This is a genomic window from Rhodococcus sp. AD45-ID, assembly GCF_003023755.1.
Lineage (GTDB): Bacteria > Actinomycetota > Actinomycetes > Mycobacteriales > Mycobacteriaceae > Rhodococcus_F > Rhodococcus_F globerula.
The window spans coordinates 2,577,605-2,597,060 of the sequence record NZ_PYHL01000001.1 but is presented as its reverse complement, the minus strand read 5'-3'; the positions used below and the strand labels follow the sequence as shown (position 1 = coordinate 2,597,060).

Sequence of the window (19,456 nt, the reverse complement as noted above, 5' to 3'; positions counted from 1 at the left end):
AATACTTTGGTGTTAATTCCTTTTGGTGAGGACATCTCGGGCTCATTGGTTTAAGGCCACCGCACGGTCGAACGTGACGCTGCCGACTCCGTCGCGGGCGCCTCCTTGCCCCCTGTCCACCCGGTATCGATCCCAGTGGTTGCCATTGACGCCGGCATCTCTGGCATGATAGCTATTTAACGAGCGCTAAGTCAGTGGTTGGCTTGCGCAACATGATCTCGGTCCGGTGCCTGATGCATGCGTCTTGGGTGCCGGACCGTCTCAAGTGCACGTCCTCGAAGGGAACGAAGAAGATGACCAAGGCAGTGATTGTCGACGTAGTCCGGATCGCATCAGGCAAGGGCAAGCCAGGCGGGGCACTGTCCGGGACACATCCCGTCGAACTGTTGGCCCACGTACTTCGGTCGATCGTCGAGCGCAACGGCATCGATCCGGCGCTGGTAGACGACGTCATCGGCGGCTGTGTCGGTCAGGCCGGCGAGCAGGCACTGAACATCACCCGAACGGCCGTGCTCTCGGCTGGGTTCCCCGAATCCGTGCCTGCCACTACGATCGACCGCCAGTGCGGATCCAGCCAGCAGGCAGCACATTTCGCCGCTCAGGGCGTTATCGCCGGGGCGTACGACATCGTGATTGCCGCCGGTGTCGAATCCATGAGCCGTGTACCTATGGGGTTCACCTCGATGGGTAAGGACGCATCCGGTCCCGGTATCGCCGCTCGCTACCCCGAGGGCTTGGTCAACCAAGGCATTTCGGCTGAACTGATTGCGGCGAAGTGGAAGTTCGACCGGGACACGCTCGACGCTTTCTCGGCTCAGTCCCATCAGCGCGCTGCGGCTGCGGCGGCGGAGGGACTGTTCGACAAGGAGATCGTGCCGATCTCGGTGACCAATGCCGCTGGTGAGACCGTTTCGCACACCGTCGACGAGACTGTGCGCGCATCGACCACCGCCGAGGGCCTGGCCGGTTTGAAGCCGTCGTTCTACTCCGAGAAGTACGCAGCTCGTTTCCCGGAAGCACAGTGGTCGATCACTCCCGGCAACTCCTCACCGCTCACCGACGGCGCTTCGGCTGCTCTGATCATGAGCGAAGAGATGGCCTCCAAGCTGGGTCTGACGCCCCGAGCGCGTTTCCACTCGTTCTCCGTGATGGGCGACGACCCGGTCTTCATGCTCACCGCACCGATCCCGGCCACCCACAAGGTCCTTGCTCGCGCAGGACTGAGCATCGACGACATCGACACCTACGAGGTCAACGAAGCATTTGCGCCCGTGCCACTCGCGTGGGCACACGAATTCGGTGCCGACCCGGCCAAGCTCAACCCGTGGGGCGGAGCCATCTCGCTCGGCCACGCACTCGGATCCTCGGGCACGCGTTTGCTGACGACGATGGTCAACCACCTCGAGGCCACCGGCGGACGCTACGGCCTGCAGACCATGTGTGAAGGTGCCGGCATGGCAAACGCCACCATTATCGAACGTATCTGACACACAACATCTTTCGAAAGGGAATCACATGATCGTCAACGACAGCGTAGCCGTCGTCACCGGTGGAGCCTCCGGGCTCGGCCTGGCCACCGCCAAAGCCCTTCTCGCCGACGGCGCCAGCGTCGTCATCATCGACCTGCCGTCCTCCAACGGTGAGGCCATCGCCAAGGAACTCGGCGACCGCGTTCGCTTCGCTGCGGCCGACGTCACGGACGAGGCAGCTGTGTCGGCCGCTCTCGATCTCGCGGAGACCCTCGGACCGATCCGCGTCACGGTCAACTGCGCCGGAATCGGCAACGCCATCAAGACCGTCAGCAAGAAGGGCGCATTCCCCCTCGATGCGTTCAAGAAGGTCGTGGACGTCAACCTGATCGGCACGTTCAACGTGCTTCGCCTTGCTGCAGAGCGCATTTCGAAGACCGAGCCCATTGACGGCGAGCGGGGTGTCATCATCAACACCGCCTCGGTCGCAGCATACGACGGACAGATCGGCCAGGCTGCTTACTCCGCATCCAAGGGCGGCGTTGTCGGTATGACGCTCCCCATCGCCCGCGACCTCGCGTCGCTGCTGATCCGCGTCAACACGATTGCTCCTGGCCTGTTCAAGACGCCGTTGCTCGCCAGCCTGCCGGAAGAGGCTCAGGCGTCGCTCGGTACTCAGGTGCCGCACCCCTCCCGCTTGGGTGACCCCAGCGAGTACGGTGCACTCGCAGCGCACATCGTCTCCAACCCGATGCTCAACGGTGAGACGATCCGCCTCGACGGTGCAATCCGTATGGCACCGCGGTAATTTCGGAGACAAGATGACTGGCGAAGCGATGAGTGTAGATTCGGTAGCAGTGGACTGGAGGTCTTTTCCGCCGCTGTTGATGAGTGACATCCTGACGGCTTCGCTGGAACTGTTCAACGAGAACGGTTACCACGGCACAACTGTGCGGCAGATTGCCAACCGCGTCGGGGTAACCGTTCCCGCGCTCTACTATCACCACGCGAACAAAGAGGCCGTTCTGGTCGCGCTGTTCGACGTATCGATGAGCGAACTGAATACCAGAACCGAAGCGGCAGAAGCAGAAGCCGGAGAAAAACCGGTGGAGCGCTTTGCGCTGGTGGTCGAGGCGATCGTTCTGTACATGACTCATCGGGCGCATCACGCTGCGTTGGACACCGAGATCCGGCATGTCTCGCCGGAAAGCCGAAGCCGATACGCGGCCAGTCGCAAGCGACTCGAATTGCTGATGCGCAGGATTGTCGATAACGGTGTGGCATCAGGAGATTTCTCGGTCACCGACACCGAAGAAACCGTCCGGGCCATACTCGGAATGGCTCAATCTTTACCACGTTGGTTCCAGACCGGTGGTCCGATGTCGCCGTCCCAATTGGCAGAGAAGTACGTCGACATCGCGTTTCATACAGTCGGGTATCGACCGTAAACGAAGGCGGGCAACAGGTTTAAGACCTGTTGCCCGCCTTGTGGTGTTTACCCTGTGTCAGAGCCGCGTGACGTTGAGTCCGCCGTCGTGGTAGTCGGCCCGCAGACGCTTCTTGTCGAACTTGCCGACACTCGTCTTCGGAACTTCCTGCACCACAGCCCAGTTCTCGGGAAGCTGCCACTTTGCGATCTTGTCCGAGAGGAACTCTTGCAGTTCGGCCATCGTTGTTGCCGAATCCGCGCGCAGGACTACCGCCACCAGCGGTCGCTCATCCCACTTCTCGTCGGGAATGCCGATTACAGCTGCTTCCGTGACATCGGGATGACCCATGACTGCGTTCTCGAGGTCGACCGACGAAATCCACTCGCCGCCCGACTTGATGATGTCCTTGGAACGGTCCGAGAGGCTGAGGAAGCCGTCGGCAGTGATGGATCCGACGTCGCCGGTCTTGAGCCAGCCGTCGTTGAACTTGTCTGCTGCCTCGACACCGTAATACGACGCCGTAATCCAGGGGCCGCGCACTTCGAGCTCGCCAACGGAGACGCCGTCGTGGGCAACAGTTTTGCCGTCATCGTCGATGAGGCGTGCTTCGACGGATGCGGGGAAGCGGCCCTGCGAGTATCGGTACTTCCACATCTCGTCACCCGTGATACCGAGCGGCGGGCGAGCCACGGAGCCGAGTGGCGAGGTTTCGGTCATGCCCCACGCATGCAGGACGCTGACGTTGTGATCGTCTTCGAACGCGTGCATCAGTGCCGGCGGAACTGCCGAGCCGCCGATCAGAACCTCACGCATAGACGAGATGTCCTGAGGATTCTGTTCGAGGTAGAGGTGCAGACCCTGCCAGATCGTGGGGACCGCGGCGGCGAACGTCGGCTTCTCGCTGGCGATGATCGCGGCCAACGGAGCCGGCTGGAGGAAGCGATCGGGCATGATCAGCGAAGCGCCGATCATGAACGCGGCGTAGGGAAGTCCCCACGACATCGCATGGAACTGCGGAACGACGGCAAGTGCGCGGTCGCCCTGCTTGAGGTTGGGTCCGTCGCTCATGCAGACCTGCATCGAGTGCAGGTAGATCGAACGATGGGAATACACAACACCTTTGGGGTCGCCTGTGGTGCCGGAGGTGTAACACATCGCGGCAGCGCTGCGCTCATCCAGTTCGGGCCAGTCGAACTCTGTCGGCTGCTCTGCGATCAGGCCTTCGTACGTGTGTACCTCAACACCGGCGGGCGCTTCGAGGCCGGCGGCGGAAGAGCCCGTCACGATGATGTGCTTGACGGTCGTGAGCGAAGGCAGTTGGGGTGCGAGCAACGGGATCAGCGACGGATCCACGATGATCACGTGATCCTCGGCGTGATTGGCAACGTGGATCAGCTGCTCGGGGAACAATCGGATGTTGAGGGTGTGCAGGACAGCGCCCATCGCAGGAATGCCGAGGTACGCCTCGAGGTGCTCCGAGTTGTTCCACATGAACGTGGCCACTCGCTGATCCCCGTCGACGCCGAGTCCGCGCAGTGCGTGTGCCAGCTGAGCGCAGCGACGTCCCACCTCGGCATACGACGTACGGCGCGGACCACTTTCGGTCCAGGTCACAACCTCGGAGTCACCGTGGACGGAGGCTCCGTGCCGCAGGATTTGAGCAATGGAGAGTGGGGCGTCTTGCATCGTGCTCAGCATGGGCTACTCCTGGGTGTCATGCGATCCTGTGCTTTCCAGACCGGCCGCAATCGAGGTTGTGTGATGTCAGGCTAGTCATATCGCCGGGGCGCCGTGTTAGTGACCCACTGCACACTCGAAGAACCATGCGATAACGAGTGCGCCCGGGTCGACGACGCCTCGAGCCGCCTCGCCGACATAGCTTGCGCGGCCCCGGCTGGCGACCATGACTTCCGTCGACTCGGCTCCGGCGCGGGCGGCTTCCGAGGTTCGTTGCAACACGTCCGCGCGTACGCCGTCGAGTCGAACTCCTTCCTCGAGAGCGTCCACTGCGGGGGCAATCGCATCCACCATGGTCTTGTCTCCGGGGCGTGCTCCCCCGAGTGCGGTGATGTTGTCCAGACCTGCGCGTGCCGCAGCGGCAATGGTCGCGAGATCCAGTGTGCCCTCTCGGGCTACTCGGAAGAAATGACGGAACCAGATGCCGAACAGCGCTCCGGACGTTCCACCCGCATGGCCGAGATAGGCTTGCGAGATGGCATCGAATGTTGTTGCTGCGGAATAGGTATTGCGCATCTCGGTCAAATCCAATTGTTCCAGTGCGGCCACCATGTTGGTACCGAAATCGCCGTCGCCCGCACGTCGATCGAGATCGGTGAGGGCAGGTTCCTCGTCGAGTACCTTCTGCGCCCAATCGGCTACCCAGGCCCCGATGTTTCCGTCGGAAGTCGGGGTTGTCGGTGGCGTGTACGAAGGGCCGAAGGATTCCCGCGGACCCACAGCCGAGTAACTTCGTGCCGGCGAATTCGGCCAGGCCGGCGCGGCGCTCGGGGCATCCCACAGTTCGAGGATCTGATCGTCGACGCGTACCAGGGTGATGGATGCGCCTGCCATGTTCATCGCCGTCACAAATGTTCCGACGAGGGGGCGTTCGATGTGAATTCCCTTCTCGCCTAGATATTCTCCGAGCTCCGCGAACAGTAACTGCAGTTCCAGGGGATGTGTTGCACCTAATCCGTTGACCAGCGCGATAACACGATCTCCCTTGGCCAGTTGGAGTGAGTCGATGATCGGATCGGTCAGTCGGCGCACCAGTTCGGGAGCCGGCAACGCGTCGATCCGCTCTCGCCCTCGCTCGCCGTGGATACCGATGCCCAGTTCCATCTGGCCCGCGGGTAGATCGAACGAAGGTTCTGTTGCTCCGGGGAGCGTGCATGGCGCAAGCGCGACCGCCATACTGCGGGCCGATTGTGCGACAAGGCGCCCGATCCGGACAACCTCTGCCAAAGACTCGCCGCGCTCGGCTGCGGCACCGCATACCTTCTCCACGACGACGGTGGCTGCCGTGCCTCGGCGTCCTGGTCCGTCGCCGTCAGCTCGTTCGGTTGCCACATCGTCCTCGACGAGGACCACATCGGTATCGATGTTGTCTTCCTGCAGCAACTCTCGTGCGATACCGAAGTTCATGACGTCGCCGGTGTAGTTCTTCACGATGTGGAGGACACCGCCGCCGGCGTCGACGGCTTTGCACGCCTCGTGAATTTGCAGTGCGTTGGGTGAGGTGAAAACCAAGCCGGGGCAGACTGCGGTCAGCATGCCTGCGCCGAGGAACCCGGCGTGCATCGGTTCGTGTCCGGATCCGCCGCCGGAGACGATCGCGACCTGTCCATTGGGCAGCGGTTGTGCCCGTGTGAGGTATCCGGGGTCGGGATTCCACGCGATGTCGTCGGTGGATGCGGTCAACCCGCGAAGTGCGTCGGGAACAAATGTCTTTGCGCTGCGCATGAACATCACTTCAGAGTAGGTCTAACGTCGAGTTCGGGCACGGGTCGTGATCGACGAGAGGTGGACGGCGTGAAATTGGGATTGGTACTGGCCGGTGGCGGCGTTGCGGGAATCGCCTGGGAAACAGGCTTTCTACTGGGCGTTCAGGACAATTCGGCGGACGCCGCCGCAGCGCTGCTGGCAGCGGACGTGTTGATCGGCACTTCTGCAGGTTCCACCGTGACCGCTCAGATCGCGGGCGGCGCGACACTGCAGGAACTTTTCGATGCACAAACAGCGGAGCCGACGGGGGAGATCGATCCGAAGGTCGATGTCGAAGTGCTCGGTCAGATGTTCGTCGACGCGATCGCAGGTTCCGAGGATCGGCCCGAACAACTCCGGCTTCTCGGTGAGGCCGCGATGAGCGCGGGCACCGTAGAGCCATCCTTGCGTCGTGCGGTCATCGAGGCGAGGCTGCGCAATCGGGCGTGGCCCGACCGAGAGTTGCGCATCCCGGCAATCAATGCAGAGACCGGTGAGTTGACGGTGTTCGGCAAAGCAGCCGGTGTGGATCTGATCGATGCAGTCGGGGCGAGTTGCGCCGTCCCCGGTGTGTGGCCGACGGTCACGATCGACGGGCGCCGATACATGGATGGCGGAATGGCAAGTGGCTCGAATGTTCATTTGGCTGCCGACTGTGATGTGGTCGTGGTTCTTTCACCCGCAGCCGATCCCGCCCCGAATCTTCTGGGCGGCAGTCTGCGAGAGGAAATCGACGCGATGACGCAGTCACGGGTACTGCCGATCTTCGCCGACGACGCCGTCGTCGAGGCGATCGGAACGAACTCCCTCTCGCCGGCCACCCGGCGTCCGGCAGCTGAACTCGGTCGCGAACAGGGCCGCCGAACGGCTGACGAGATCGCTGCGTTTCTGGTGACGACATGAGTGGGGCCCGGATTGCCGTGGTCCTTCGTCCGGAGCAGTCGCCGGAGGATCTGATCCAGCTTGCCAAATATGCCGACGAAGTCGGTATCGACGAGGTCTGGTTGTGGGAGGACTGCTTCTTCGGTGGAGGAATAGCTACTGCTGCAACTGTATTGGCCGCAACCGCGCGGATGAGAGTGGCGATCGGTGTGCTGCCGACGCCGATGCGCAACACCGCGATCACGGCGATGGAGATTTCGGCGCTGGGCAGAATCCATCCGGATCGACTGCGGGTTGGCTTCGGTCACGGCGTTCAGAGTTGGATGCGGCAGATCGGCGCCAAGGTCGAATCGCCGTTGACCCTCCTCCGAGAGCAGTTCGGATCACTCGAGCGGTTACTACGCGGTGAGTCGGTGACGGTATCCGGTCGATACGTGAATCTCACGGACGTCACGCTGGCGTGGCCGCCCGAGAAGGTGCCGCAGTTGCTCGTCGGTGCCACGGGGCCAAAGACTTTGGCGCTCAGTGGTGAGTTGGCGCAGGGCACCGTGCTCTCGGGTGGGACGACCCAGGAAGGCGTCCGCCGGGCGATCGCTCATATCGGAGCGCAGGATCTCGAGGTGGTCGTTTACGTCATCTGTGCATTTGGTTCCAGCGGTCGTGAGCGCGCCCTTGCCGAGGCCGCAGCGTCAGGGTGCGAGTCGCCGGAGGAAGCGATTGCCGTGGGGACCGCGGCCGACGTTGCGGCAGCAGCAGTGCGATGGGTGGACGCGGGTGCAACCACCGTTGTACTCCAACCGACCGTTGACGAGCCGGACGTCCGAGAGTTCATTCGCCTTGTCGCGCAGGAGGTTCAACCGCTGATGGTGTAGCTCAGGAGGTTACTCGGGACAGAACCTCGTCGATGGCGGCAGTGCTCACGTCTCGATGTGTCACGAACCGAACCTTCCCGGCGACGGTGACCGCACCGACGTCGACAGCGGCCAGCTGAGCAACGGTGGCCGATGGATCGGCTGTGGCGGCGAGAACGATGTTGGTGGCGGGTTCGTCGACAGCCCAACCGCGCTCACGAAGCCCCGACGCGAGGCGCTGCGCATTGTCGTGATCGTCGGACAGTCGGGCCTGCGAGCGCAAGGCCACGATGCCGGCCGCGGCAAGCACGCCGCCCTGACGAATGCCGCCGCCGAGCATCTTGCGAATCCTTCGGGCCTCGGTGATCAGTTCGGGTGACGCGGCCAGTATCGAGCCGACCGGCGCGCCCAGTCCCTTGCTCAGGCATACCTGGACGGTGTCGGCGCCGGAAGTCAGTTCGGTGGGCGAAACATCCAGTGCAGCAGCGGCATTCCAGAGGCGTGCACCGTCGAGGTGAATCTTCAAGCCGCGTGATCGGGCCGCGTCGACCAGCGTTGTCCACTCGGCCGGATTCATGACGGCGCCGCCGGCGAAGTTGTGGGTGTTCTCGAGACAGAGCAACGTGGTGTTCAACGTGAAATACGGACCGGGGGAGCCTGCGGCCTTCAGAACCGTCTCGGGCCTGGGCCGTCCGGGCCCTCCGTCGTGCGGCAGCGCCACCGGCATGCCCTGGGCGAGCCAGGCAGCGGTGCCCAACTCGGACCCCAGGACGTGGGAGTGCTCCGGTGCCAGGAACTGATCACCACGGCGGAGGTGCAGCATCAGCGCAATCAGGTTGCCCATCGATCCGCTCGGTACCCACAGAGCCGCCGGAAAACCGAGAGTGTGTGCCACTTCTTCCTCGAGCGCCGCCATGGTCGGGTCGTGATCGAGGACGTCGTCACCGACCTCTGCGTCGGCCATTGCCCTTCGCATCTCTGCGTCAGGTTTGGTGACGGTGTCCGAGCGTAGGTCGATGTACGACGAAGTCATGGTTCATTCGATCAAGTCGCGTGATCCGGCGTCAAACTGCCGTGAGTCGGACGTGAGGGATCAGATTCCCGGCTCCGCGGCGATCGTACCGGCGGATACCGCCCGGCACAGAGCGTCGTGGTCACGTTCGGTTTGATCGGCGTAGAGCCGAGCGAATCGGGTGAGGGCAGTATCGACCGTGTCCGAGGTTCCCAGATAGCCGGAAATCAGTGACGCGCCACTGGTTCGGGCGTGTCCCTTCGCCAGTAGGCGACCGCAGATCGCGACATAGTCGGTCAGCGCTGCTGCGTCGATATTGTTCAGGTCCACTGAACCTTTCATGTTCCGGAACTGGCGGACGTAGTACTGGCGGTCGTCGACGGTGCACCAACCGAGCAGTGGATCGCTGACTGTCTGGAGGGCCTGCTGGTATTCCGCGACACGTCGTCCTTGGTGATCGTGCCAGGCCGAGTCGCCGTGCACGAACGGCGCAACAACGGATCGGCGAGCCTGTTTGAGCTGCAGGAATATGACGTCGTCCGGGATGCTCCCTTCACACAGGGCGACATAGGCTCGTAGGGCGACACTTCCGACGCCGACGACCCGGTGCGCCACGTCGATGACGTTGTATCCCGAGACCACTCGACGCCAGTGCGGTGCAAGGGTTTCGAGATATTCGTCGAGACCTTCCAAGAGGAAGTCGGTGTCCTGTGGGGTGAGTCGTGTTGTGAGCGGCGGGTTCTCGAGTAGTTGTCGTCGTCCGTGATCCTCGACGGTGAATCGGGGAACCGCGTGATCGCTGGTACGTCGGCGGGCGCGTTCCGCTGCGCGTTGGATCTCGGCGAGCAAGCCTGGATCGGTGACGTGGTCGGTCAGTCCGTCGAAATCGACTCGGTCGAAAGAACGATCGAAGAGTGGCCGCTCGGACAGCTTTCCCAGGTGGAGGCGATACGCGGACACACACGAGGTCGTCGCTGTTTCGCATTGAGATTCGGTGAGGCCGTTTTGTCGACCGGCCACCCAGATGCTCGCAGCCAACCTACGCAGGTCCCATTCCCACGGGCCTGGATGTGCTTCGTCGAAATCGTTGAGGTCTATGACAAGTTCGCGTTCCGGGGATCCGTAGAACCCGAAGTTTCCGACGTGGGCGTCACCGCAGATGACCGGTGTGATGCCGGTGGCCGGGAGCGCCGCCATGTCCTCGGCCATCAGTCCGGCAGTGCCGCGGAGGAATCCGTACGGTGAAGCGACCATGCGCCCCACACGAATCGGTACCAACCAGTCGAGTCTTCCCTCGTGGGCAGTGTTGACCTGATCGACCGGGTCACGTCGGTTCGGTGGTGGCGTCCAATCGCCAAGTGACGACCGTGCCACTCGTTTACGTAGACTCTTTCCGATCTTGCGCCGCTCACTGCGAGGGGTTTGACGCGCGCGCAGGGTCGCCCTGCCGTCCGGTTCGTTTTCGAGAGCCAACTGACCGGCAGGCCTACTCAGCGGGTCCATGTCGGGCTCTCTTTCGTCGGGCGTGCGAAACTCGCGCTCGATCTTATGCCCGCTGGAATTAGTACCGCGCGACGAGTTCGTTAACTACTCGCCTGGGCAATCAACTCGACAACGCGGTCGGCGCACAGGTCCGGATCGGGCATTCTCCCGATGCCGAGGCACTCGACGACGGTGAACGACGCATCCGGCATGTCCTCCACACCGAGCGCCCACCCGAAGTAGTGGTTCCACGCGAGTACGGCGCGGTGGCCGCTGTGCTGCGGAATCTCGTTGCCAAGCACAAGTACCGCGTCGAACGCCGGACCGTCGAACCAGATGACCGATTCGGCAAAGGCGGAGGCGGCGACCGCGACTACGTACCTTTGACAAGTGGATTCGCTCGGAATGGCGGTGTGTGCACGCATGCTCGCTCCTCCGGCTCGGTGGTGATCGGAGGGTTCCCCCTTGGTGCCGCCGAAGAAACGCCGTGCAGATTACGTCCCGGCCACAGATTTACGACGCAGGCGATGCCCGAGATGTTTTTTTGGGCTTCGCCGTTGTCGTGGGTGGCCGCGGAAATGAGAAGACGGTGTGCTTTCGGCCGCCCGCGTACCCGCCCATATAGTCGATGTGGATCGTCATACCCGCTCTGGCACTGCGGTATTGAGTCAAAGTAGCGGTTACGTTCCGCTGTGAATCGGGGCCGTGTGTTGTCGTCTTCACCAGCGTCGCCGATGAGTGCGAACCCGTTACCTACGGGGTCGGTGACGGTTGTCGAGAAGCTCAGTCGTCATGTTCGGGCGTTAGGTCCCGAACTGCGGCTCGTATGGACCGTTCACGAAGTTCGTTCTCTCTGCGCAGCTCACGGCGCCTACGGCCCGCCTCGAATCGTTGCCTCGCAATTGTTCCGGTTGGTCGGAGTTGGGGTACTTCAGCTGGTTTTCCGTCGCTGCCCATTGCCACCATCGTGAAATAGCAACTATTGGTGTGTCGAGATTTTCCGAGAAGAATGTCTTCGGTTTCGACTCGTATTCCGATTTCCATCGACGTGCGCCCGGTGTAATTGACGGAAGCGCTGAACGTGACGAGTTCTCCGACATGCACCGGTTCGCGGAACACCACACGATCCACGGACAGGGTCACGACGTACGTCTGGGCGTATCGACTCGCGCACGCGTATGCAACCTGGTCGAGAAACTTCAGAATCGTTCCGCCGTGCACGTTGCCCGAGAAGTTGGACATGTCCGGCGTCATGAGGACGGTCATGGACAGGGTTTGTTTTGCCGTATGCTGCGGTGCTTGCTTGGATTCAGGCAGGGAGATCGATTCAGACATCGAGTGGGCCTCTTGGAGTCGGTGGACGGTGAAGAGACCGTATCCGGCAAAGAGGGTTACCCGCGCGTTCGGAAGAGCGCGGTATCGGAGTTCGGGACAGTGCCAATGTGGAGGATGTATTCGCTGGTGGCGACGGGGCCGGCCGCGCTCGACCTGAGATAGGGCGCGAGCGTCGAGCGGAGGTGCGCTGACATCGAAGCCCAATTCCCTGTGCTTCGAACGGCCTCGCGAAAGTTCTTCAACGCCGGTGCCTGGTCGCACAGTTCCTCGACGGGATCCGATCCGGCTGGTAGTTCCCACTCGAGCAGGTGGGAGGCCGAGCTCACCGACTCCAATCCGGCTGCCGCCTTCTCGAATTCGCTCGAGCTCGACCACGTCGTCGGCAGTGGTGCGATGCCGTCCCACGCAGAAGCTGCCTCGGTGCGAAGTGCTGCTGCCCACCCGTTCGCCGACCACGTTGCGAAACAGATCTTTCCGCCTGGCCGGGTCACCCGCATCATCTCTGCGAGGGCAATCGAGGGGTCGGGGCAGAAGATGATCCCGAAGATGCTGACGCAGGCGTCGGCACTCGAATTCGGCCAGGGTAAAGACTGCGCATCGCCGATCGTGAAGGTGGGTTGGGTAGTGCCGGGGTGGGGAATCCAGCGTTCGCGTGCGACCTCGAGCTGGCTGGCGGAGAGGTCGAGTGCGTGGACCGTCATGCCTGACTGAGCCGCCGGGAGCGCAAAGTTCCCGGTTCCGGCGCAGACGTCGTACACCGTGCTCACATGCCCGATCGAGCGCAGTGCCTCCGTCGATGCCGGTGAGAGTTGCTCGGCAAGAGGCGAATACGTCGTACCATTCCAGTTTCCCTGTTTCACGACAAACTCCTTTCGACTGCGTCGATGACCGTATCGAGCGCTGCGCCCGCCGCGCGCGCTGCTTCGTCGGGGTTGCGTTTCTCGATGGCCGCGATCAAGGGTCGGTGCTCGTCGACGTGGAAACCTGGACCGACACTGACTGCGGACAGCGAATCCGTCACGGCGGCAAGGACTCCCCGGTAGACGTCGATCAGTGCGGAATTGTGGGACGCCTCGACGATCGAAAGGTGCAGGGCCATGCCGGCTTCGACAGTGAAGCCGCCGACGTGACCGGGGTGGGCATTCCAGGCTGCATGTATCCGCGCGAGATCTTCGGGGGTATGGCGCTTCGCTGCAAGTCGCGCGGCTTCGACCTCGAGTCCGCGTCGCAAGCGCAGTACGTCGAGAACGTCACCTCTGGCGAGCCTGCGCCCGAGTAATCCTTCCACCGGCGACGCCGCCAGGACGTAGACGCCGCCGCCATGACGAACGGACAGAACTCCGGCGTGTGCAAGCGCCCGTACCGCTTCGCGCATGGTGTTTCGGGCGACTCCCAATTCCTCGACCAGTGCGGTCTCCGGCGGGAGTTTTGATCCGACGGGCCATCGACCGGTCGATATCGCCTCCTCGATCGCCGCGGCGACGATGTCTACCTTGCGTCCGGAATCGGACATGTGTGCCACCTCGGGTAAGTGGGTCAATGACTTTGTCCGAGGTTAGCGTGCGCTCACGAGTGGGTCAATGACTTGTGAACTATCCGCGTACGTCCAGGCTGCGCGCGTAGTGCTCCTTGAAAACCTCGAGATGCGCCCACGATTCCAAGCCGCTGACACCGTCGATGCCCCGGATTCGCTCGGACAAGGCATGGAGGTCGTTGGACGAGTTGGCGGCGACCGTAGCGATCACGTCGTACCGTCCCAGAGTCCGCGCGAGGAATTCGATTCCCGGGAGCGACTCGATCTCCGATACCGCGTTGTCGTCCCGTGAGCCGAGATTGACGCCGATGCCCATCGCCAGCGACCGGCCACCACCTCGCCGCTTGACGACGGCACCGACGCGCAGTGCCGTGCTCGAGATCAGATGATTGACGCGATTGCGCACAGCGCTCGGCGACAGGCCGGTGTGTTCGGCCAGCTCGAGAAATGGCATGCGACCGTTGCGCTCGAGCAGTTCGATCAAGGCGACGTCCGTCGAATCGAGTCGGATGTCGGCTTGTAAAGCGGTCTCGGGCATGAAGATTCCCTTGATGACGTCGACGTAGACCAGCGTGCTCACGGATCTGACGCCACGCTGTGAGCGGAGTTCGGCGATGGCGCGGTACAGATCGTCGTGGCTGGGCACCCGAAGTTCCGCGATCACGTTGTACTGCCCGCTGACTGCCGAGATGTACACGGCAGCCTCGGATTCGATCAACGCGTCCAGTACCGGGGTCATCGGTCCGGACACGGCGATCGACACGTGTGCGAGTGCCTTCAGGCCGAGAAGTTCGGGGTGTGCGACGGCAACCACGGACACCGTTCCCGAGTCGAGTAGTGCCTGCACCCTGGTGGACACTGCCGCGCGTGGGGCATCGACCGCCACGGACAGTTCGCGGTACGTCGCTCGCCCATTGCGTTGAAGAGCAGCTATGAGCTTGGAATCGAGATCGACTGTCATGGATGCCCCAACTTTTCCAGAGATTTTTCTGTATGAGCTTCCTATTAGAACAGTCGCATGTGGGCATAGATGATGTGGATAAGTGCAGAAATGCACGAAAACTTGTACAAAAAAGTTGTGTACCACCTGGTGTGAAACTTTGATGCATTGCATAGCTCCAGGTCAGGGCGTAGTTTTCGCTCAACACGCAGTGACCTGCACCACCATCTCGACGAAGGACCACCATGCGCAAGTTGCACACGCACGAAGCCTCGCCGCTCGACGCCACCGCCACGATCTTCACCGGCGCCAAGATCCACACCGTTGACGACAGCACGGCGGGAGCCGAAGCGTTCCTGGTGTTCGGAAACCGCTTTGCCGCGGTGGGGACACTCGAGGAATGCCGCACGGAGGCGCGACGCCTGAGCACTCGCACGACCGCGGTGGTCGAACTCGACGGCGCCACCGTCGTCCCCGGATTCGTCGATCCGCACGCACACCCGTTGATGTACGGACAGATGCTCAGCTGGGTGGACTGCGGACCGGAGAAGGCGCACTCGATTCCCGGAATCATTGCCCTGCTTCAGGAAGCGGCACTCACAGCTCCTGAGGGTGTCCCGATTCGCGGATACGGCTATGAGCACCGCAACCTGATCGAAGGGCGCCATCCGCTCAAGGAAGAGCTCGATCAGGTGGCCACCGATCGCGAGGTCTACCTCATGAACGCGAGCGGTCACGGCGGCGTCGTCAACTCCTTCACTTTCGACAAGCACGGCATCGATGCGAGCACTGAGAACCCGGCCGGTGGCGAATTCTTCCGAGATGCAGACGGCGAGTTGACGGGCGAGCTGTCCGACGCCGCGTGCAACATCCTCACCGGTGTCAACGGTGTGAAGGTCGGCCATCACGGACCCAACTTCCATCTCGAGGACGAGCCGGAAGAGCACCTTCGCCAGCTGTCGGTCGCTCAGGACAAGTTCCTGGCCGGCGGCGTCACCACCATCGGCGACTGCCAGGTGACGCGTCGTGAATTCGACATGTACCTGCGTCTGGCCGAGCAGGATCAGCTCAAGACCCGCGTCAGCATGTACATGCTCAGTCATCTCCTCGATCACGTCATCGACACGGGAATGCATGGCGCCTTCGGCAATTCGCGGCTCGCGTTCGGCGGCATCAAGTTCTACGCCGACGGCACTCTCGGCGGCTGGACCGCATACTTCCCCGACGGCTACGTGGGCGACCCGTGCCGCACCGGGCAGCTCTACCATGAGCCGGCGGACTACTCGGAGCTGATTGCCAAGGCGCACTCCGTGGGTCTGCAGACTGCCACGCACGCTCAGTCACCGACGGCCATCGACATGGTGCTCGACGCCATCGAAGCTGCGCAGAAGGCTCACCCCGACGCCGACGCGCGTCACCGCATCGAGCACTGCGGGCTCCCGACGGCCGAGCAGATCGCCCGGATGAACCTGGCCGGTGTGTACCCGGTGAACCAGCCGCAGCACTACTACAACTGGGGCGAGGGCGTCACCGCTGCGATCGGCACTCCGGGTGAGCGGTTCAACCCGCTCGGGGAGTTCATCGCTGCCGAGGTTCCCGTGACCATCAGCTCCGACGCCCCGGTCGCAGAGCCCAAGCCGCTCGAGGCAATTCAAGCAGCCGTCACTCGTGTGACGCGTCAAGGCCATCAGCTCGGCTCCGATGCACTCCGCATCACCGCCGACCAGGCACTGCAGGCTCACACGCTCAACGGTGCACGTGCGCTGGGCCGTGAAGCAGAACTTGGCAGCATCTCGGTCGGCAAGCGGGCCGACTTCGTCATTCTGGGCGCGGACCCCCTCGAGGTTCCGGCCGACGCGATTGCGCAGATCGAGGTGCGGGAGACCTGGATCGACGGCGAACTCGCACATTCAGGTCATAACCACCTATTGTCGAGCACTTCGACCACCGAGGAAAAGTAATGAACCGAGAGCAACAGATCGTGAAGGCCCGCAAGGCGGGATTTGCAGCCTTCGTCGGTACAACCATCGAGTGGTACGACTTCTACGTATATGCCACGGCAGCCGCCCTGGTCTTCGGTGACATCTTCTTCCCGCCCGGAACCGATCGCCTGACCGGCGTTGCGGCGGCGTTCGCGACGTACGCCGTCGGATTCTTCGCTCGCCCGCTCGGCGGAATCGTGTTCGGACATGTCGGTGACAAGATGGGCAGGCGCACCGCACTTGTCGTCACACTGACGCTGATGGGTGCAGGCACCTTCCTCATCGGCATGTTGCCCACTTACGCGTCGATCGGGTTCTGGGCGCCGTTGCTGCTGGTTCTGCTCCGCTTCGTCCAGGGCTTCGCCGTCGGCGGTGAATGGGGTGGCGCGGTCCTGATGGCCGTCGAGCATGCTCCCGAGGACAAGAAGACTTTCTACGGCGGATTCGCTCAGCTGGGCAACCCGGCCGGCGCCCTTCTGGCCACCGGGTTCTTCAGCATTCTCTCCACCTTCGGCGACGACGCGCTGCGCGAGTGGGCCTGGCGTCTGCCGTTCCTGTGCTCGGCGCTGCTGATCCTCGTCGGCTTGTTGGTTCGCCTCAAGGTCGAGGAGTCCCCGGTCTTCGAGTCCGAGGTGAAGTCCGCGGACGTCCCGGAGATGCTGCCGCTCAAGTACGCACTGGTGACCAACTGGCGTCCGATCATCCTGGGCATCGGCATTCTGCCGGTCGCAGTCGGCGGCTACTACCTCGTGACGACCTTCATCACGGCATACGCGACCGACCCCGACGTCGGCTTGTCGGAGACGCTGATTCTCAACGCGCTCAGTGTCGCCGCGGTGGTCGAGTTGATCGCGACCCTGGGCGTGGCGTGGCTCGGCGACAAGGTGGGGCGCGTCCGCGTGGTCATCTGGGGTCTCGCTGCGGTCGCGATACTCGCCGCGCCGCAGTTCTTGGTGCTGAAGTCCGGATCCGTCTTCCTGATCTTCCTGACGTTTGCGGTCATGCGACTGGTGCTCGCTGCCACGTATGGTCCGATTGCCGCCGTTCTGTCGCAGATGTTCAAGCCGCAGGCGCGCTACACGAGCATCTCGTTGGCGTACCAGGGTGCAGGCGCGATCTTCGGCGGGTTGTCTCCGCTGGTGTCGACGCTGATGTACAAGGCAACCGGCAGCATCTGGCCGGTCATCGCACTGCTGATCGGCATGTGCATCCTGAGCATCGTCTGCCTGCTCTTCGCTCCGCAGCACGTGGACGAGGCGACCGACACCGACGGTGTGCGGCAGGGCCTGAACAAGGAATCGGCTTCCGCCTGACAACTGCAAACACGAGGCTGGGGCAGTACACGATTTCCGTGTACTGCCCCAGTTGTCGTTTCAGGTCAGTTGTCGTTCAGAGCAGGTCAGGCGCCGACGAGATGGCGATGAAAGTGATCGCTGCGTCGGTGGGCCTGGCTGAGATTCCTGATCTCGCGAAGCCAGAAGTGAGACGCCAGCGCATTGTTGTTGCCATAGCCGGTGCCGGACGTGTCTTCGTCGATCAAGGCGACAAGCGCCTTGATCAGGCTGGTGACCTTGAGGTTGTTGGTCTGAGAATGTCGTACCAGCAGGTCAGCAGCTTCGTCGGTGCTGCAGCGGTAGAGCGTGCAGACAATTTCGAGAGCCCGTTCGCGGAGACGGCCCGAATTGGTCGGGATCCGTAGTCCGTTTGTCGGAACACTGTTCGTCTGGTTGTTCGTGTTGTCGGGGTGAATCATGGTGTTGTACAAGGTATTCCTTTGAACCACATGGGTTTTGGACCCGTGCGGTGTGTAGCGCATGTTGATACTGGTGCAGTCGGTACGCGATTGGCGGCGGACTCCGTCGGAGTCTTCGGCCTGGTCAACAATCTGCGGGACTGATGAAAGTGCGTAGTGATCAAAGGCGCGGATTTGCACCGAACTGGAAGTCTTGCCCCTGGAACGAGTTTTGGAACTGTCGTTCCGGGCGAAGCGACCGGCTGCCTGACTGACGGCTGCCCTCTGATAACCCCACCGTACGTCATAGTGTCGGTTTCAGCTAATCCTTTTCCGGGCGATCATGCTCGCAGTAGGTGGTTTCACCTGCTCAAGGGGTATTTATGTGATCGATTATCGCTTGCTTGGTGGTAGCCCAGGCTGCGGATTCGGTGTTGGTGAATTCGCCGTGGCCGACGCCGGGAAGTTCGATCAGGTCGACGCGATCACCGGCCGCGCGGGCGGCGTCGGCATAGCGTCGGCTCTGCTCGATCGAGACCACCCGGTCAGCTTGCCCGTGCAGTGCTGTGACCGGGATGCCGATGGGAAGATGTTCGATCGGCGAGGCAACACGGTATCGATCCGGGTAGTCGGACGGCATGCCGCCCAGAAGATTTCGAACAAATCGATCCTTGCCGGCTGTGGCCGCGAGTTCCATGTCGAAGACACCGGCCATAACGGTGGCTGATCGAATGGATACTGTGAGAGCAGGGTCGGGCGCGTCGATACCTTGGCTAGGTCGCGACGCTGCCCAGGCGGCGAGTTGGCCGCCCGCCGAGTAGCCGGCTACGTGCACGCGGCCCAGATCCAGTCTTCCGGAAGCCTTTTCCTGCACAGAGTCGGCCAAGGCGTTTGTTGCCGTGACGGTGTCCGAGAGAGTGGTCGGCCATCCGCCGTGCCCGCCCACGCGCCGATACTCGATGTTCCACACGGCAATTCCGTAGGGCGTCAACGATCGAGCCCACGCGCCTGCGTAGTCGAGGTTACTTTTCTGGGCCCATCCGCCACCGTGAATGAGGACAACCACTGGTAGTGAATCTCCGTCGCCGGGGGGTAGATACAAATCCCCGAACGTGTCCGTGTCGGCGGCATAGGAAATGCGTACGGGGGCTACGGATCGATCGGTGCCCGCCGCGCTGGAAACGGAAATAACCAGGGTGAACAAGCAGACCAGCGCAACCGCGACATACCGAAGCAGCCGGTTGGCGGAGCGGTGCGCGATGGCCGGATTCCTCTCGTCACGCTGGGGAGATTGTCGTAAATAGGAGTCTATCTACGACAAGTG

18 protein-coding genes are annotated in these 19,456 nt (G+C 62.4%); 7 read left to right on the top strand and 11 right to left on the bottom strand.

The genetic code is table 11. The features are described from left to right. Positions 1-293 precede the first annotated feature (293 nt). From C7T36_RS11900 to C7T36_RS11890, 3 genes are read left to right on the top strand one after another with little or no spacing between them, the layout of a single operon-like run. Positions 294-1,487, top strand: a complete 1,194-nt coding sequence (locus C7T36_RS11900; RefSeq protein WP_045066769.1) for an acetyl-CoA C-acyltransferase — start codon at positions 294-296, stop codon at positions 1,485-1,487. Positions 1,488-1,515: 28 nt separating this feature from the next. Further along, positions 1,516-2,277, top strand: coding sequence for a 3-hydroxyacyl-CoA dehydrogenase (locus C7T36_RS11895; protein ID WP_045065589.1), 762 nt, complete (start codon positions 1,516-1,518; stop codon positions 2,275-2,277). Between the two features lie 13 nt (positions 2,278-2,290). Further along, positions 2,291-2,917 (top strand): TetR/AcrR family transcriptional regulator, encoded by a 627-nt coding sequence (locus tag C7T36_RS11890; RefSeq protein WP_033233698.1) that lies wholly within the window; start codon positions 2,291-2,293, stop codon positions 2,915-2,917. Between the two features lie 57 nt (positions 2,918-2,974). Here C7T36_RS11890 and C7T36_RS11885 read toward each other — a convergent pair whose 3' ends face one another. Both C7T36_RS11885 and C7T36_RS11880 read right to left on the bottom strand, forming a co-directional pair. Then, complete coding sequence (locus tag C7T36_RS11885; RefSeq protein ID WP_045065587.1) at positions 2,975-4,597, bottom strand: long-chain fatty acid--CoA ligase; 1,623 nt, start codon at positions 4,595-4,597, stop codon at positions 2,975-2,977. A 96-nt stretch (positions 4,598-4,693) separates the two neighbouring features. Then, positions 4,694-6,367, bottom strand: a complete 1,674-nt coding sequence (locus tag C7T36_RS11880; RefSeq protein ID WP_045065585.1) for a dihydroxyacetone kinase family protein — start codon at positions 6,365-6,367, stop codon at positions 4,694-4,696. A 54-nt stretch (positions 6,368-6,421) separates the two neighbouring features. On the opposite strand from C7T36_RS11880, the gene C7T36_RS11875 reads away from it, so the two are divergent. Both C7T36_RS11875 and C7T36_RS11870 read left to right on the top strand, forming a co-directional pair. After that, positions 6,422-7,285 (top strand): patatin-like phospholipase family protein, encoded by an 864-nt coding sequence (locus tag C7T36_RS11875; RefSeq protein ID WP_045065582.1) that lies wholly within the window; start codon positions 6,422-6,424, stop codon positions 7,283-7,285. Further along, the gene (locus C7T36_RS11870) at positions 7,282-8,136 is read left to right on the top strand and encodes an LLM class flavin-dependent oxidoreductase (protein ID WP_045065579.1); all 855 of its coding nucleotides are present in this window, start codon (positions 7,282-7,284) and stop codon (positions 8,134-8,136) included. The genes C7T36_RS11875 and C7T36_RS11870 overlap by 4 nt, the downstream gene beginning before the upstream one ends. A 1-nt stretch (position 8,137) precedes the next feature. Here the strand turns inward: C7T36_RS11870 and C7T36_RS11865 are convergent, their stop codons facing one another. The 7 genes from C7T36_RS11865 to C7T36_RS11830 all read right to left on the bottom strand — a co-directional run bounded on the left by C7T36_RS11865 (position 8,138) and on the right by C7T36_RS11830 (position 14,439). Further along, positions 8,138-9,148 carry a low specificity L-threonine aldolase gene (locus C7T36_RS11865; protein ID WP_045065576.1) on the bottom strand — a complete coding sequence of 337 codons (1,011 nt, stop codon included), beginning with the start codon at positions 9,146-9,148 and terminating at the stop codon, positions 8,138-8,140. 60 nt (positions 9,149-9,208) lie between these two features. Further along, positions 9,209-10,630: a DUF2252 domain-containing protein gene (locus C7T36_RS11860; RefSeq protein WP_033233692.1), complete on the bottom strand. Its 1,422-nt coding sequence runs from the start codon at positions 10,628-10,630 to the stop codon at positions 9,209-9,211. Between the two features lie 80 nt (positions 10,631-10,710). Next, on the bottom strand, positions 10,711-11,034 hold the full coding sequence (locus C7T36_RS11855) for a DUF6292 family protein (RefSeq protein WP_033233691.1): 324 nt from the start codon (positions 11,032-11,034) through the stop codon (positions 10,711-10,713). A 358-nt stretch (positions 11,035-11,392) separates the two neighbouring features. Continuing rightward, positions 11,393-11,875 carry an acyl-CoA thioesterase gene (locus tag C7T36_RS11845; protein WP_033233880.1) on the bottom strand — a complete coding sequence of 161 codons (483 nt, stop codon included), beginning with the start codon at positions 11,873-11,875 and terminating at the stop codon, positions 11,393-11,395. 125 nt (positions 11,876-12,000) lie between these two features. Continuing rightward, positions 12,001-12,804, bottom strand: a complete 804-nt coding sequence (locus C7T36_RS11840; protein ID WP_045065574.1) for a class I SAM-dependent methyltransferase — start codon at positions 12,802-12,804, stop codon at positions 12,001-12,003. After that, positions 12,801-13,457 carry a FadR/GntR family transcriptional regulator gene (locus C7T36_RS11835; RefSeq protein WP_045065573.1) on the bottom strand — a complete coding sequence of 219 codons (657 nt, stop codon included), beginning with the start codon at positions 13,455-13,457 and terminating at the stop codon, positions 12,801-12,803. The genes C7T36_RS11840 and C7T36_RS11835 overlap by 4 nt, the downstream gene beginning before the upstream one ends. Before the next feature lie 79 nt (positions 13,458-13,536). Then, positions 13,537-14,439 carry an Lrp/AsnC family transcriptional regulator gene (locus tag C7T36_RS11830; protein ID WP_045065572.1) on the bottom strand — a complete coding sequence of 301 codons (903 nt, stop codon included), beginning with the start codon at positions 14,437-14,439 and terminating at the stop codon, positions 13,537-13,539. Between the two features lie 224 nt (positions 14,440-14,663). Between C7T36_RS11830 and C7T36_RS11825 the strand changes: the two genes are divergently transcribed. After that, positions 14,664-16,379 (top strand): amidohydrolase, encoded by a 1,716-nt coding sequence (locus tag C7T36_RS11825; protein WP_045065569.1) that lies wholly within the window; start codon positions 14,664-14,666, stop codon positions 16,377-16,379. Beyond that, positions 16,379-17,713: an MFS transporter gene (locus tag C7T36_RS11820; RefSeq protein ID WP_045065567.1), complete on the top strand. Its 1,335-nt coding sequence runs from the start codon at positions 16,379-16,381 to the stop codon at positions 17,711-17,713. Before C7T36_RS11825 ends, C7T36_RS11820 begins: the two co-directional genes overlap by 1 nt. Before the next feature lie 86 nt (positions 17,714-17,799). On the opposite strand, the gene C7T36_RS11815 is transcribed toward C7T36_RS11820, so the two are convergent. Together C7T36_RS11815 and C7T36_RS11810 are read right to left on the bottom strand one after the other, a co-directional pair. Continuing rightward, on the bottom strand, positions 17,800-18,165 hold the full coding sequence (locus C7T36_RS11815) for an ANTAR domain-containing protein (protein WP_045066768.1): 366 nt from the start codon (positions 18,163-18,165) through the stop codon (positions 17,800-17,802). 337 nt (positions 18,166-18,502) lie between these two features. Further along, positions 18,503-19,336, bottom strand: coding sequence for a S9 family peptidase (locus tag C7T36_RS11810; protein WP_239654645.1), 834 nt, complete (start codon positions 19,334-19,336; stop codon positions 18,503-18,505). Between the last annotated feature and the right edge of the window lie 120 nt (positions 19,337-19,456).